Annotated in this window: 14 protein-coding genes; 10 read left to right on the plus strand and 4 right to left on the minus strand. The window is 60.3% G+C overall.

Annotation, left to right across the window (positions count from 1 at the left end; genetic code table 11):
• The first annotated feature begins 67 nt into the window (after positions 1–67).
• The 4 genes from rfbC (at position 68) to N018_RS24460 (ending at position 4,398) form a co-directional block, all read left to right on the plus strand.
• Positions 68–613 (plus strand): dTDP-4-dehydrorhamnose 3,5-epimerase, encoded by a 546-nt coding sequence (gene rfbC, locus N018_RS24445; protein ID WP_024646435.1) that lies wholly within the window; start codon positions 68–70, stop codon positions 611–613.
• Positions 614–747: 134 nt separating this feature from the next.
• Positions 748–2,556: a sensor histidine kinase gene (locus N018_RS24450; RefSeq protein ID WP_038401927.1), complete on the plus strand. Its 1,809-nt coding sequence runs from the start codon at positions 748–750 to the stop codon at positions 2,554–2,556.
• A complete protein-coding gene (locus tag N018_RS24455; RefSeq protein WP_024646437.1) occupies positions 2,553–3,938 on the plus strand; it encodes a sigma-54-dependent transcriptional regulator in 1,386 nt (461 codons plus the stop codon). The genes N018_RS24450 and N018_RS24455 overlap by 4 nt, the downstream gene beginning before the upstream one ends.
• Positions 3,925–4,398, plus strand: coding sequence for a YiiD C-terminal domain-containing protein (locus N018_RS24460; protein WP_025390974.1), 474 nt, complete (start codon positions 3,925–3,927; stop codon positions 4,396–4,398). Before N018_RS24455 ends, N018_RS24460 begins: the two co-directional genes overlap by 14 nt.
• A 214-nt stretch (positions 4,399–4,612) precedes the next feature.
• Here N018_RS24460 and cysQ read toward each other — a convergent pair whose 3' ends face one another.
• Positions 4,613–5,455, minus strand: coding sequence for a 3'(2'),5'-bisphosphate nucleotidase CysQ (cysQ, locus tag N018_RS24465; RefSeq protein WP_025390975.1), 843 nt, complete (start codon positions 5,453–5,455; stop codon positions 4,613–4,615).
• The gene (gene nudE / locus N018_RS24470; RefSeq protein WP_024646440.1) at positions 5,452–6,018 is read right to left on the minus strand and encodes an ADP compounds hydrolase NudE; all 567 of its coding nucleotides are present in this window, start codon (positions 6,016–6,018) and stop codon (positions 5,452–5,454) included. The genes cysQ and nudE overlap by 4 nt, the downstream gene beginning before the upstream one ends.
• A gap of 97 nt (positions 6,019–6,115) precedes the next feature.
• Here nudE and yrfG point away from each other — a divergent pair, with 97 nt between their 5' ends.
• On the plus strand, positions 6,116–6,778 hold the full coding sequence (gene yrfG, locus N018_RS24475; protein ID WP_025390976.1) for a GMP/IMP nucleotidase: 663 nt from the start codon (positions 6,116–6,118) through the stop codon (positions 6,776–6,778).
• Positions 6,779–6,821: 43 nt separating this feature from the next.
• On the opposite strand, the gene lysM is transcribed toward yrfG, so the two are convergent.
• The gene (gene lysM, locus N018_RS24480; RefSeq protein ID WP_024646442.1) at positions 6,822–7,262 is read right to left on the minus strand and encodes a peptidoglycan-binding protein LysM; all 441 of its coding nucleotides are present in this window, start codon (positions 7,260–7,262) and stop codon (positions 6,822–6,824) included.
• A 151-nt stretch (positions 7,263–7,413) separates the two neighbouring features.
• Here lysM and N018_RS24485 point away from each other — a divergent pair, with 151 nt between their 5' ends.
• The 4 genes from N018_RS24485 to N018_RS24500 all read left to right on the plus strand — a co-directional run bounded on the left by N018_RS24485 (position 7,414) and on the right by N018_RS24500 (position 12,234).
• Positions 7,414–8,295: a LysR family transcriptional regulator gene (locus N018_RS24485; RefSeq protein WP_024646443.1), complete on the plus strand. Its 882-nt coding sequence runs from the start codon at positions 7,414–7,416 to the stop codon at positions 8,293–8,295.
• A 103-nt stretch (positions 8,296–8,398) separates the two neighbouring features.
• A complete protein-coding gene (gene fdhD / locus N018_RS24490; RefSeq protein ID WP_024646444.1) occupies positions 8,399–9,235 on the plus strand; it encodes a formate dehydrogenase accessory sulfurtransferase FdhD in 837 nt (278 codons plus the stop codon).
• Positions 9,232–11,568: an FdhF/YdeP family oxidoreductase gene (locus tag N018_RS24495; RefSeq protein ID WP_025390977.1), complete on the plus strand. Its 2,337-nt coding sequence runs from the start codon at positions 9,232–9,234 to the stop codon at positions 11,566–11,568. The genes fdhD and N018_RS24495 overlap by 4 nt, the downstream gene beginning before the upstream one ends.
• 216 nt (positions 11,569–11,784) lie before the next feature.
• Complete coding sequence (locus N018_RS24500) at positions 11,785–12,234, plus strand: glycine zipper domain-containing protein (protein ID WP_024646446.1); 450 nt, start codon at positions 11,785–11,787, stop codon at positions 12,232–12,234.
• Between the two features lie 59 nt (positions 12,235–12,293).
• On the opposite strand, the gene N018_RS24505 is transcribed toward N018_RS24500, so the two are convergent.
• On the minus strand, positions 12,294–14,222 hold the full coding sequence (locus N018_RS24505; RefSeq protein ID WP_025390978.1) for a RecQ family ATP-dependent DNA helicase: 1,929 nt from the start codon (positions 14,220–14,222) through the stop codon (positions 12,294–12,296).
• Between the two features lie 148 nt (positions 14,223–14,370).
• On the opposite strand from N018_RS24505, the gene N018_RS24510 reads away from it, so the two are divergent.
• Positions 14,371–15,192, plus strand: coding sequence for a hypothetical protein (locus N018_RS24510; RefSeq protein WP_025390979.1), 822 nt, complete (start codon positions 14,371–14,373; stop codon positions 15,190–15,192).
• Positions 15,193–15,237 lie beyond the last annotated feature (45 nt).

The raw sequence follows: 15,237 nt of genomic DNA on the forward strand, positions 1-15,237 counted from the left end.
CATCCGCACAGCAGTGCAAACTGTCGACCGCCAGAACTTTTGCTATTGAGATGACAGGGGAAGCCACGTGAATGTAGTCGCCACACAATTGCCGGAAGTTCTTATTCTGGAACCCAGGGTTTTCGGTGATGAACGGGGCTTCTTCTATGAAAGCTTCAACGCGAAGGCTTTTCAGGAAGCGACTGGCCTGACCCGAGAGTTCGTGCAGGACAACCACTCGCGCTCGCAACAAGGCGTGCTGCGCGGCCTGCATTACCAGATCGAAAACGCCCAGGGCAAACTGGTGCGAGTGACCGTCGGCAAGGTGCTCGACGTGGCAGTGGACATCCGCCGCAGCTCGCCGAACTTCGGTCAGTGGGTCGCCGTTGAGCTGTCCGCGGAAAATGCCCGCCAGCTATGGGTTCCGGAAGGCTTTGCCCATGGCTTCGTGGTGCTGAGCGAACATGCCGAGTTTCTGTACAAGACCACCGACTACTACACGCCTTCGGCCGAGCGCTGCATTGCCTGGAACGACCCGGACCTGGCCATTGACTGGCAGTTCGACGGTCAACCCAGCCTGTCGGCCAAGGATCAGCAAGGCAAGCACCTGAAAGAAGCCGACCTGTTTCCTTGAGTGCCTGACGAGTCGGCGGCGGGCATAATACGCGCCTGATGCCCACGTCAGGATCGACCGGGTGTTTCTGTTGCCTGTTGCGACTCGTCGCCAGCAGGGATCGTCAACCCTTCGGCGACGGCCAATCGATGACCATGACCCCCACTCTGCCGCCCCGCCCCCGCTGGCGCAGCCTTGCCCTGCTTGCGCTGTGCCTGGCACCACTGCTGTGGCCGCTGGAACATCTGGCCGAGCGCTACTACCGCAATGTGCTGGCCAACCAGAACCGTCAGACCCTCGACCTTTACGTCGCCAACCTGCTGGGCACCTTGCACCGCTACGAAACCCTGCCGCAGATTCTCGGCGACCTGCCCGCGTTGCGCGGCGCACTGGCAGCGCCTAAAAACAGCACAACACTGGAAAACGCCAATCGTCTGCTCAGCGACATCACACGTCAGACCGGTGCGGATGTCATGTACCTGATGGACGCGAACGGCCTGACCCTGGCCGCCTCAAATTCGGAGCAGAAAGACAGCTTCATCGGCCGCAACTTCTCTTTCCGCCCGTATTTCATCGATGCGCTGGCAGGCCGGACCGGGCGGTTCTTCGGCCTGGGCACCACCTCGGTCAAGCGTGGTTACTTCTTTGCCGGGCCCGTACACGACGGTGATCGGGTCATCGGCGTGCTGGTGGTCAAAGTCGACCTGGACCACACCGAAACCCTGTGGGGCAAGACGCCCGAACAACTGCTGTTGACCGACCAGAACGGCGTGGTGATTCTGACGTCCAACCCCGACTGGCGCTTTCGGGCGACCCGTGACCTGTCGGATGACGAGAAAAAGGCCATCATTGCGATCCAGCCCTATCCGACCCGCGATCCACGCCCGCTGAAAATCGATGAGAATGCCTGGCTGACCCAGAGCCAGGCCATTGATGAAACCGGCTGGAACGTGAACATTCTGGCCCCCCGCGCACTGGTCGATCGCCCGGTGCGTACCGTGGTGGCGATTGGCGGCGCGGCACTGCTGGTGCTGATGCTGCTGTTGGGCCTGATGATGCAGCGTCGTCGCCATTATCTGGATCGTATCGCCTTCGAAGCCAAGGCGCGCCGCGAACTGGAGATGCGCGTGATCGAGCGTACCAGCGATCTTGAAGGCCTCAACAGCCGTCTGCGCCAGGAAGTGCTGGAGCGCGAACAGGCGCAGCAGGAACTGGTGCAGGCTCAGGATGAACTGGTCCAGACCAGTAAGCTCACAGCGCTGGGCACCATGTCGGCGAGCATCAGTCATGAACTGAATCAGCCGTTGGCCGCGATCCGCAGCTACGCGGAGAACGCCGAAGTGCTGCTTGATCATCAGCGCACCGAAGAAGCACGCGGCAACCTCAAGCTGATTAGTGAACTGACTGGGCGCATGGCCTCGATCATCGCGCACCTGCGGGCCTTTGCCCGGCGTGATCGCCACGCGCCGGAAAGTGTCGCGCTGCAACCGGCGCTCGACGATGCGCTGGCGTTGCTGGCCAAGCGGCGGCGTGCCATGGAGGTCGAGCTGATCCGCGATATGCCCGACGCGACGCTGTGGGTGCAGGCAGGTGAGACCCGCTTGCGCCAAGTGCTGGGCAACCTGCTGGCCAACGCGCTCGATGCCCTCACCGAAAAAGGCCCGCCGCGCAGGTTGTGGATAAGTGCCGAGCACACCACCGAAGGCGTCAACCTGTACATTCGTGACAACGGCCCCGGCTTTTCCCAGGAAGCGCTGGCGCGAGCCCGCGAGCCGTTTTTCACTACCAAGACCCGCACGCAGGGCCTTGGCTTGGGTCTGGCCATCTGCGATACGCTGATGCGTGCCCTGGGCGGCGAATTGCTGTTCGCCAACCATCCCAGCGGCGGTGCGCTGCTGACCCTGCGCCTGCGCGCAGGCGCTTCCGGGGCCAACCTTCAACCGCCAGAGGACCTTTCCGCATGAGTTCGGACATAGCCATCGACAGCCAGATCCAGGTGGTGCTGATCGACGACGATTCGCACCTGCGCCAGGCATTGCGCCAGACCCTTGATCTGGCGGGCCTGAACGTCCTGTCGCTGCCCGAAGCCACGGGCCTGGCCGAGCGCATCGGCCGCGACTGGCCGGGCGTGGTAGTCAGCGATATCCGTATGCAGGGCATGGACGGGCTGGAGCTGCTCGATCAACTCCACGAGCAGGACCCTGACCTGCCGGTGCTGTTGATCACTGGCCATGGTGATGTACCACTGGCGGTCAAAGCCATGCGCGCCGGTGCCTACGACTTTCTGGAAAAGCCCTTCGCCAGTGATGCCATGCTTGAGAGCGTGCGTCGCGCCCTGGCATTACGCCGACTGGTGCTGGATAACCGCAGCCTGCGTCTGGCGCTGAGCGATCGCCAGCAACTGAGCGCCCGTTTGATCGGTCAATCAACGCCGATCCTGCGATTGCGCGAACAGATCGGCGCACTGGCCGGGACCCGCGCCGACGTACTGATTCTGGGTGAAACCGGCGCAGGCAAAGAAGTCGTCGCCCGAGCGTTGCATGACTTGTCCAACCGCCGCACCGGCCCGTTCGTGGCGATCAACGCCGGAGCGCTGGCTGAATCGGTGGTTGAAAGCGAGCTGTTCGGCCACGAGCCTGGCGCTTTTACCGGCGCGCAGAAGCGGCGCATCGGTAAGTTCGAGTTTGCCAACGGCGGCACGTTGTTTCTTGATGAAATCGAAAGCATGAGCCTGGATGTGCAGGTCAAGCTGCTGCGTCTGCTGCAAGAGCGCGTGGTCGAGCGGATGGGCAGCAATCAGCAGATCCCGCTGGACATCCGCGTCATTGCGGCGACCAAGGAAGACTTGCGTCAGGCGGCCGATCAGGGTCGCTTCCGGGCGGACTTGTACTACCGGCTGAACGTGGCCTCGCTGCGTATTCCGCCACTGCGCGAGCGCGGTGAAGACGCGCTTATGCTGTTCGAGCATTACGCCGACGCTGCCAGCATGCGTCATGGCATTCCCAAGCATGAGCTCAAGCCGGGCCAGCGGGCGCTGTTGTTGCGGCATAGCTGGCCGGGTAACGTCCGAGAACTGCAAAACGCCGCCGAACGCTTCGCGCTGGGTCTGGAACTGGAGCTGGAAGGCGGTGATGCCGAGCAGGCACCGCCGCCGTGTGGTGGCTTGAGTGATCAGGTAGAAAGCTTTGAGCGAGCCTTGATCGCCGCCGAACTGGCCCGTCCGCACAGCTCGGTGCGTAGCCTGGCCGAAGCACTGGGCGTGCCACGCAAGACCCTTCACGACAAATTGCGCAAGCACGGTTTGAATTTTGGTGACAGCAGCGGAGCATCCGATGACACCGATTGAGCCAGAAGAGAACGCGGCCCACGAGCTGGAACGGGTGCTGCACCATGACATCCCGCTGACCCGTGAAATGGGCATGCGGGTGGTCGACTGGCATCACCACACGCTACGCCTGCATCTGCCGCTGGCCCCCAACGTCAATCACAAGAGCACGCTGTTCGGCGGCAGCCTGTACTGCGGCGCAGTACTGGCCGGCTGGGGCTGGTTGCACCTGCGGCTGCGCGAAGCGGGAATCAGCGACGGGCATATCGTGATTCAGGATGGGCAGATCAGTTATCCACTGCCCGTACGCAGCGACGCCATCGCCCGCTGCGACGCGCCAGACGCCGCGCAATGGGAGAAATTCATCACCACCTACCAACGCCGAGGCCGTGCTCGCCTGACCCTGCACACCCACATCAGTGCGCAAGACAGCGAAGAACAGGCCGTGAGGTTTGTCGGGCAGTTTGTGTTGCACAGGTGAAGCTTGCGCGGAGCCGACTCACTCTCGTTTCCACGCTGCCTTAACGCTGTTCTGGGCGCCCTGCGTCCAATCTGAATCACGTGATGCGGCGCAGAGCTGTGACGCGGAGCGTCACGAACGGCATGACGACGCGGAGCGTCGCACGATAGCTCTGAGGTTATCGTTCCTCACGCTCTGGGAACGCCGTTCTGGACGCTCTGCGTTCAACCCGGTTTCAGGACTGCGCCAGCACCAGCAGTTTTTCGCGCCATTCGGCCTTGGCGGGCAGCGCCAGGAAGAACGGATTGAGCAGCGATTCGCGGGCCGGGTAGCTGAAAGGCTGGCCGTCCAGTTGCAGCACTGCGCCTCCTGCACCTTCAAGCACGCCTTGTGCCGCTGCGGTGTCCCATTGCGAGGTCGGGGCCAGTCTTGGGTAGCAATCGGCGGCGCCTTCGGCCAGCAGGCAGAACTTCAATGAACTGCCGATATTGGTCAGTTGCAAAGGCCCAAGACCGCTCGCCAGACCGGCCAGTAAATGCTCCTGCTCCGGGCTTGAGTGGCGGCGGCTGGCGACCACGGTAAAGGTCTGCCCGTCGCCGACCTCGTTGCGCACGGCAATCGGCATGCAGTGATCAATGTCATCGCTGCGCCAGGCGCCCAGCCCGGCACCGCCGAAATAGCAGCGGTTATTGGTCGGCATCGAAACCACACCGAACACCACACGACCGTTTTCTATCAACGCGACATTGACGGTGAACTCCTCGCTGCCGGAGATGAACTCCTTGGTGCCGTCCAACGGATCGACCAGCCACCAGCGTTGCCACATCGCGCGCTCACTGAACGGGATGTCGGCGTCCTCTTCGGACAGCACATGAATGCTAGGGTCAAGTGCCTGCAAGCCCTCGACCAGCACCTGATGGGCTGCCAGATCGGCGGCGGTCACCGGGGAATCATCGGTCTTGGTGGTCACCGTGACGTTGGCACGCCAGAACGGCAGGATCACTTCGCCTGCCAGCCTGGCGAGTTCGATCACCGGAGCGAGCAACGGATGGGGCAGGTTTCTCAACGAATCAGTCATGGCTGGAACAATCCACGCTGGGTCAGCAGGTCACGGGTGAGGTACAGCGCAGCCAGCGCCCGGCCTTCGCTGAACTGGGCATTCTGCGCCAGGCTCGACAGCTCCCGCAGGTTGATCCGGTCAACCCGAATAGGCTCGGGCTCGTCGCCTTCCAGCCGCTCTTCGTAAAGATCGGTCGCCAGCACCACCTGAATTTTCTGGCTCATGTAGCCAGGGGACAGCGACAGCTCAGTGAGCAATTCCAGATGGCGGGCACCAAACCCGGCCTCTTCCTTGAGCTCGCGGTTGGCGGCCTCAAGTGCGTCTTCGCCCGGCTCGATCAAGCCTTTGGGCAAGGACAGCTCGTATTCATCGGTGCCACCGCAATATTCTTCGATCAATACGGCGTGATCAGCATCCAGCATGGCCACGATCATCACCGCGCCGGGCCCCGACCCTTTGCTGGCCAGGCGCTCATAGGTCCGCTCTACGCCGTTGGTAAAGCGCAGTTGCAGCTCCTCAACGCGGAACAGGCGACTGCTGGCGACAATGGCGCGAGCAAGTACGGTAGGTTTCTGACGCATGACAGGCTCCTCTACATGAACGAGGTACTATACCGAGCTTTTCCTGATGTCTGTGTCGGATATGCTTGACCGACACCCACCCCCTGACGAGGCCTGAATGCTTTCCATGCCCTGGAGCGAAATCGATACCGTCCTGCTGGATATGGACGGCACGTTGCTCGACCTGCATTACGACGAACACTTCTGGATGCAACACCTGCCGCAGCGCTACGCCGAATTACACGGCATCAGCTTCGCCATGGCCTGGCTGGAACTGAAGCCGCTGTTCGAAAACAACGCGGGCACGCTCAACTGGTATTGCCTGGATTTCTGGAGTGCCGAACTGAAGTTGTCGGTGCGTGACCTGAAACGGGAAATCGCGCACATGATTGCCCTGCGCCCGGACGCCGAGACCTTTCTGGCCGCCATCAAGCAGGCCGGAAAACGCGTGATCATGATCACCAATGCGCACCGTGATTCGTTATCGCTGAAGATGGAGCGCATCGAACTGGCGCCCTATTTCGAGCGCATGATCAGTTCTCATGACTACGGCTTCCCGAAGGAAAACCAGCAATTCTGGGACGCCTTGCAGGCTGAAACCGATTTTGATCCGGCACGCAGCCTGTTTATCGACGACACGCTGCCGGTCTTGCGCAGTGCCCGGCAATTTGGCGTGGCCCATCTGCTCGCAGTCAGCCAGCCGAATAGCCAGAAAGGTCCGAAAGACACCGAAGAGTTTGCCGCAGTGGACGACTATCGTGAGCTGATCAAGGGTCTGTGAAGCGGAAAAGTGCCCACCATGTTCAGTGGGCACTCGCTTCACGTCACTTGGGGATACGAAGCTTCTGACCCGGATAAATCTTGTCGACGCTCTTGAGCATCGGCTTGTTGGCTTCAAAGATTTTCTGGTACTGGTTGGCATCGCCGTACACACGCTTGGAAATCGCGCTGAGGGTGTCACCGGACTTCACCTCGACGTATTCGGATTCCGCGCTCGCGCCGCCTGCAACGGTCATCTGATCGTCAACTTTCTCCACACCATGAATGTTGCCCAATGTCAGAACGATCTTTTCCCGTTCTTCCTGGCTGGCGACTTCGCCTTTGACAATGACAGTGCTTCCGTTGACTTCCGTCTGCACATTGGGATTGCCCAGGCCTACCTCGGAAATATGCTTTTTAAGCACGTCGTCTGCGTTGGCCTTGTCCGGCGTCAAGGCGTCCAGAATTTTCTCGCCTGCTTCTTTCAGGAAACTGATAAGACTCATTCTCTGGTTCTCCCATAATGTGGTTTCAGATAGGCCGCTTAAACTGTAGCCCTTATAAATCAAGGGTTGCAGGCATCCGACCAACGTTGCTCGACCATCGTTCAGCCTGAACGGGTAGAATCGGCGGTCTGGACTGCCCACCGGAGAGAATATGGACATCAAGCAACTCAAATTTCTGATCGCCCTCGATGAAACGCGTCACTTCGGCCAGGCGGCTGCGCGCTGCAATATCACTCAGCCGACGCTGTCGATGCGCTTGCGCAATCTGGAAGAAGAGCTTGGCTTGCCACTGGTCAACCGGGGCCAGCGTTTTGAAGGTTTCACGGCGCCCGGCGAACGGGTGCTGGCGTGGGCGCGTACCGTGCTGGCCGCTTACGACGGTTTGCAGGCTGAGGCCGCAGCGTGCCGGGGGCATCTGGTCGGCACATTGCGCCTGGGCGTGGTGCCGTTGTCGAGTTTCGATCCGTTACCGTTGCTGCACCGGCTGCATCAGCTGCACCCCAACCTGCGCTTCGAGCTGTCGTCACTCAGTTCCGAGCAAGTACTGGAGCAACTGGCGAGCAACCGTATCGACCTGGGCGTGTCCTATCTGGAGCGGCTGGACAGCGAGCGTTTCGATTCGCTGACCCTGGACGACACGCGCATGGGCCTGCTGTATGACCGTCGGCATTTTTCGTTTGGCGAAGAACCGCTGAGCTGGGCTGAGCTGGTCGAGCTGCCGTTGGGCATGCTGACCAGTGGTATGCATTTCCGGCAATCGATTGATCACAACTTCCACAGCCGCAACCTGCAACCTCATCCGCTGATTCAGACTGATGCCGTTCATCAGTTACTTCAAGCAGTAAACGGCGGCTTCTGTTGCGCAATCATGCCGCTGGATGGCGGCCTGGAAACACTCACCGAACATTTGCGTCTGCATCCTATTGCAGATGCGCGCACGCTGGCCCGCCTCGGGCTGATCATGCGCCGCAGTGCACCCCGCTCTGCGCTGGCTGAGGCGTGTTTTGCGCTGGTAGCAGAAATACCCCGCTAGCAAGCTGATCGACGTCATCTATCGGAGCATCAGCACTAGCGATTAGACGATATCCAATAAGACGCCTAGTCTTGCAGATGTCATTCTGCCGGTATTACAGCCCATGCCCGTCACGCGCAAGGTCAGCTCGGCGTCCGTTTCTGCGCCAGCCCCCGAAGCAAGCCAGTCCTACAGCTACTCGAATATCGAGGGCAAGGACTCTGCACGCAATGCGCTTGCCGAAGAAGTGGCTCTGGCCATCGCCTACAACGGCATTAGCCAGGCGGTCATGCTGGTCAGCCCGACCGATCTGGAAGACTTCATCGTCGGCTTCAGCCTTGGCAGCGGCATCATTGCGGCGCCCGATGAAATCTACGACTTCACGCTCAGCGGGAGCGGCTCGGCGATGCAGGCCGAGGTCGAAATCGCCAGCCGCGCTTTCTGGGAGCTCAAGCAGCAACGCCGACAACTGGCGGGCACCAGCGGCTGCGGGTTGTGCGGCGTTGAAGCCGTCGAGCAGGCCTTGCCTGAGCTGAAGGTTTTACCTGGCGCACCCTTGCCGCCGATTGAGTGGCTCGAAGGTCTGCGCCAGCGCATCGGCGAATTCCAGCCTCTCGGCCGCCACTGTGGCGCCGTGCATGCCGCGGTATTCATGGACGGCAACGGCCAGTTACTGCTGGGCCGTGAAGACATTGGCCGCCACAACGCGCTGGACAAGCTGATCGGCGCACTTGTCCGGCAGAACATTTCGACAACCGGCGGCGTTGCTATCGTCACCAGCCGCTGCAGTCTGGAACTGATTCAGAAAGTACTGCGCGCCGGCATCCAGACGCTGGTCAGCCTGTCGTCGCCTACCGGACTTGCCCTGCAATGGGCTCGCCGTCACAAACTCAATTTAATTCACCTGCCGCAGCACAGTGCGCCGCGGGTTTATAGCCCTGCGATGGAGATTCAACCTTGAGCACTCATCATCAAGCCGACAAGACACCAATCCCCCGCTACAAGCCGTACAAAGGTGCGGCAGGCGGCTGGGGCGCACTGATCAGCGTGACCCAACACTGGCTGGGCAGTGATAACGCGCTGAAGAACCTGCGCATGATGCTCAAGACCAACCAGAACGGCGGCTTCGACTGCCCGGGCTGCGCGTGGGGCGATTCGCCGGAAAGCGGCATGGTCAAGTTCTGCGAGAACGGCGCCAAAGCGGTGAACTGGGAAGCGACCAAACGTCGTGTGGACCCGGCCTTCTTTGCCCGCTACAGCGTCAGCGCGCTGCTGGAGCAGAGCGACTATTGGCTTGAGTATCAGGGTCGCCTGACCGAGCCGATGGCGTATGACGCAGAAACTGACCGTTACAAACCGATCAGCTGGGATAACGCGTTCGCGCTGATCGCCAAACACCTGAAAAACCTGCCCAGCCCGAACATGGCCGAGTTTTATACCTCGGGTCGCGCCAGCAACGAAGCCGCGTACCTGTATCAGCTGTTCGTGCGCGCTTATGGCACCAACAATTTTCCCGATTGCTCGAACATGTGCCACGAAGCCAGTGGCGTAGCGCTGTCGCAAAGCGTCGGCGTCGGCAAGGGCACCGTGACTTTCGAAGATTTCGAACACGCCGATGCCATCTTCGTCCTCGGCCAGAACCCCGGCACCAACCACCCGCGCATGCTCGAACCGTTGCGTGAAGCGGTACAGCGCGGTGCTCAGGTGGTCTGTGTCAACCCGCTCAAGGAGCGCGGCCTGGAACGCTTCCAGCATCCGCAGCACCCGGTCGAAATGCTCACCAACGGCGACCGCCCGACCAATACCGCCTACTTCCGCCCTGCCCTGGGTGGCGACATGGCGCTGTTGCGCGGCATGGCCAAGTTTCTGCTGCAATGGGAGCGTGATGCACAACTGGCCAATGAGCCGTCGGTGTTCGATCACGCATTCCTCAACGAACACACCGAGGGCGTGCTGGAATACCTGGCGGCCATCGATGAAACCTCGTGGGACGAGATCGTCGAGCAATCCGGGCTGCCACTGACTGAGATCGAGCAGTCGGCGCGCATGTATGCCAAGGGCAAGAACGTCATCATGTGCTGGGCGATGGGTATCACCCAGCATCGCCACTCGGTTGCGACCATTCAGGAAATCGCCAACCTGATGCTGCTGCGCGGCAACATTGGCCGCCCTGGCGCAGGTCTGTGCCCGGTGCGTGGCCACAGTAACGTGCAAGGCGACCGCACCATGGGCATCAACGAGCGCCCGCCGGTGTTCTTCCTTGATGCGCTGGAAAAACGCTTCCAGTTCCAGGTGCCGCGTGACAACGGGCATAACGTGGTCGAGGCGATTCACGCCATGGCCGAAGGCCGCGCCAAGGTGTTCATCGCGTTGGGCGGCAACTTCGCTCAAGCGACACCGGACAGCCACCGCACCGCCGAAGCACTCAGCCAATGTGATTTGACGGTACAGATCAGCACCAAGCTCAACCGCAGCCACTTGTTCCATGGCAAGGACGCATTGATCCTGCCGTGCTTCGGTCGTACTGACATCGATATCCAGGCCAACGGCCCGCAAGCGGTCACCGTGGAAGACTCGTTCAGCATGGTCCACGCCTCCAACGGCCAGTTGCAGCCGCTGTCGAAGCAAATGCGTTCGGAGCCGTCCATCATCGCTGGCATCGCCAACGCGACACTGGGCAAAAAGCCGGTGGACTGGTTGTGGCTGGTGGAAGACTACGACCGTATTCGTGACCTGATCGCCGACACCATCCCGGGCTTCAAGGACTTCAACGAGCGCGTCAAGCATCCCGGCGGGTTCTACCTGGGCAACGCAGCTGGTGCGCGCCGCTGGAATACCGCGTCGACCCGCGCCAACTTCAAGTCCAACGCACTGCCGCTGAAGCTGATCCATGAAGGCATCAGCTCGACCGGTCAGGTGCCAGACCTGATCATGCAGTCGATGCGCTCCCACGATCAGTACAACACCACGATTTATGGCCTGGACGACCGTTATCGCGGTGTGAAAGGTCAGCGTGATGTGCTGTTCGTCAACGAGGCCGACATCATTCGCCTGGGCTTCCAGCCAGGTCAGAAAGCCGACCTGATTTCGATCTGGAGCGACAATCGCGAACGCCGCGTCAAAGGCTTCACTCTGCTGCCATTCGATATTCCGGCCGGTCAGGCTGCGGCTTACTACCCCGAGGTCAACCCGTTGGTGCCGTTGGAAAGCGTCGGCGAAGGTAGCAGTACGCCGACATCGAAGTTCGTGGCGATTCGTCTTGAGCGTTCAGCTGAATCAGCGCGGATTGTCTGACACTCATCGTTGTTTGAAGCGCCCATAAAAAAGGCCCGTTTCAATTGAAACGGGCCTTTTTGCAAGTAACCTGAGACTGCTTTTTTGTAGTTAAGTTCCTTAACTAAAACAGTAACTTAGGCTTATTTGTGGCAAACGTGTTACTCGTCGGATTTGAATTGCTACATTCTTCACTTGACACCAATATCGCGCCGTCATCCCTATGAGATTCCATACATGAAGTATTCCTCGATACTGTTGTTGTCTCTTACCCTGATCGGCGGTGCAGCCTCTGCAGGCAATCTCGAGTCAGGCGTAGGCGGAGCATTGGGTGGGGTACTCGGTTCAGCCGTCGGTCAACAGCTCGGCGGCAGCACCGGTTCAGCGATTGGCGCTGGCGTTGGCGGTGCAGCTGGTGGCGCGGTCGGTGCCGATCGTCGTAATCGTACAGAAGCCGCTATCGGCGGTGGTCTGGGCGCAGCAGGCGGTAACGTTCTGGGCCGCAGCGTTGGCGGCAATACCGGCAGCCTGGTGGGCTCGGCGGTAGGTGGCGGCGGTGGCGCCGCACTTGGCAACTACATGGGCAATGAAAGCCGTAGCGACGATCGTCGGGATCGTGGCGGCCGTGAGTATCGTGGCAATAAACGTAACAAGCACTACGGACATCGCCGTCACGGTCGCGACTGACTTGATCGCTGACTGTTGATACATCCAGAACCGGCCGCTCTTGAGCGGCCGGTTTGGTTTTAGAGCATCCCCTGCACCCACGTCCTCACCTGCGCATACGGATAATCCTCCAGTACGGCAAACCCGGCCGTCGCACGGGCCTTCAGTTTGGTGAACAGCGGCACACTGATGCCGCAGAGGAAGCGTGTCAGGCATTCAGCACTTGGCGGCTGGCCGGTGTAGTCCTGATGCTTGTGGATAAAACCACCACACAGTTGCTGAAAGTCGCGACTCTGCAAAGGTTCCAGTGCAGGCGGTTCGGGCAGGTGGGCGACTTCGCCAAGGCACACCGAACAATGCCCGCACTGCTCAGGCGCGTTGTGATCGCCGAAATAGCGGGCCAGGCGATGGGTCAGGCACTGATCGCTGGAGAACACTTCCAGCATGGCGTGAATGCGCGCCACTTCAGTGGCTTCGTGATGGACGAAATAGTCATGCAGCTCGGCACTCAGTGCCTGCGGGTCAAAATCGCTGCGCAGCAGGCTATAGACCTCGGTCATCTGCTTGCTTTCAAGCTCGATCCAGCCCTTCTCCTGAAAGTAGTCCAGCGCCTTGACCACCCGCCCACGCTCGGCGCCGTATTGCTGGTACATCGCATCGAAATCAACGGTGGCCCAGGTGCGTGCCCGATTGGAGGTGTTGATCAGCGCCTGAACAAACTGTTGCCGCTCGCCTTCGAACCGCGCCATCAGATCATCTGGCTGTAGCAGGAACTTGAAACGGTATTCCGCAAAATACGCGTAACGCGGCGCGATGATCCCGCGCAGTTCCAGTTGCACCAGCAAGGTTTTCAGCGGCAGTTGGCGGATGTTGCTGAGATCGGCCAGCGGCCCGAGCAAAAACTCCCATTGGCCGTCATGGCGTGCGTTGAGCAGGTCATCCAGCACGCGCGCAATGCCCTCGCGCTCTGGCGTGTCGCCATACACGAAGTTCTCCAGCACGTTAAGGCTGTCACGGTTGGCCAGCACCAGGCAGTCGGATGCGGCACCGTCGCGCCCTGCCCGGCCGATTTCCTGGCTGTAGTTTTCGATGGATTTGGGCAGATCGAAATGCACCACGTTGCGAATGTCGCTCTTGTCGATCCCCATCCCGAACGCGATGGTCGCCACGATGCAATTCAGGCCACCGCCCATGAAACGCTTCTGAATCGACTCGCGTTGATCGTTGGGCAGCCCGGCATGGTAGGCGCTGGCCGGCAGCCCGTTCTGCTCAAGGTGCGCGGCGATGTATTCGGCGGTTTTTTGCAGCGTCACGTAAACAATGGTCGGCTGCCCGCGCTTTTCATCAAGCCATTCGACCAGCCGCCTTCTCTTGTCACGGCCGCTTACCGGTTTGACCCACAGGTGCAGGTTAGCGCGGTAGAAACCGGTAGTGACCACATCGTAGGGGGCGATGGCGAACTTGTTCTGCATGTCGATAATGACCTGCGGCGTCGCCGTAGCCGTCAGCAGCAGTGCCTGGGGGATATTAAATTCACGCTGGTAGTCGGGCAGCTTTAAATAGTCGGGCCGGAAGTTATGCCCCCACTCCGAGATACAGTGCGCCTCGTCGACCACCAGCAAAGAAATCGGCACTTGCGCTATGAAGTTCCGGAAGCGCTCATTCTTGAGCCGTTCGACCGAGATCATCAGGATCCTCAGCTCGCCGGAACGCGCCCTGGCCATGACGTCAGCGACCTCCTCGCGGCTTTGCGCCGAGTCGATGCTCGCCGCCGAAATACCGTGACGATGCAAAAAAGCCAGTTGATCCTGAATCAGCGCCAGTAAAGGCGACACCACCAGCGTCAAATTCGGCAACATCAGTGCGGACAATTGGTAACATAGCGATTTGCCAGAGCCAGTCGGGAAGATCGCCGCAGCCGAACGCCCGGCCAGCACAGCACTGATGGCAGCCTCCTGCCCCGGCCGAAACTGTGTGTAACCGAATACCTGTTCGAGACGCTGGTGCATGACGGGCTGTCCTTCCATAACAATCAAAACGGCCACAACCTTAGCGCGCCAGGCGAAATGCACATAGCGCCGAAGCGTTACAGAAACCCGACACACAGCCGATAGCGTTTTAATATCACGCCCGGACAACGCTTGATCAGGAGCAGGAATGGATTCCCTACAGCAGCCCGAGGACGACGGCGTCATCCGTATCCAGCGCCTCGTGCCAGGCCAAGTCGATGTCGTGCTGGGCTCGCATCCGCGCCGACAGCGCGTCGCTCCGCCTCGTCGGTCACGCCCCTACGGCCTATGGCTGGCCTGCCTGATCGTTGCCGGATGCCTGGCCGGGCTGATCGCCTCCAACGTGAGAGGTCCCAAAGCCGTGCCCATAACACCTGTCGAACAGCGAACACCCGACGCTGAGACCGTCGAAATCGAGTCTCAGCCCGCCGCTGTCGCAAGCACGGCTCCAGTAAATATACGCAGGACGGCAGAGCTTTTGCCTGTCGCCGCAACGCCGGAGCAGCCTGCCGCCGTGCAGCCTTTGGACAACTGCCTCAAGAACGGCAATGTCATCGATGAAAGCGTCGTGAACTGCCGGTTCGGCCAGGTCCCCCGTCCCGTTCAGGCGGAAACAGCCAAAGGCATGGTCTCTGCGGACTACATGGCCGACTTCAAGGCCAACACAACGCGCAACTCCGCTCGACCCTCCAGGCCTTACAGCGTCGCAACCGTCTCGATCCGCGAATGGGACGGCCGTAACCGCTATAGCGCGCAGTGGCGGGTATACGGCAACACCATCGACGGCGACAGCGTCTGTGAGAACTTCGCCATTCACTCACTGGAACGACGCGAGTGCCGCAAATCGGCGCAGGTCAACTTCAAAGAACAATGCCGTGAGTGGACCAGACGCGTGGCCCGCAACCACGATGAAGCGAGTAAAAACGTCGAGCAGCGCTATTGCGAGATAGCAGCGACGTTTTCACCCTGAACCTGTCCCTGTCGCCCCAGGAGCCTTTATTTTAAAGGTTTGCAG

Origin of the sequence: Pseudomonas syringae CC1557 (assembly GCF_000452705.1) — a bacterium.
Taxonomy (GTDB): Bacteria; Pseudomonadota; Gammaproteobacteria; order Pseudomonadales; family Pseudomonadaceae; genus Aquipseudomonas; species Aquipseudomonas syringae_F.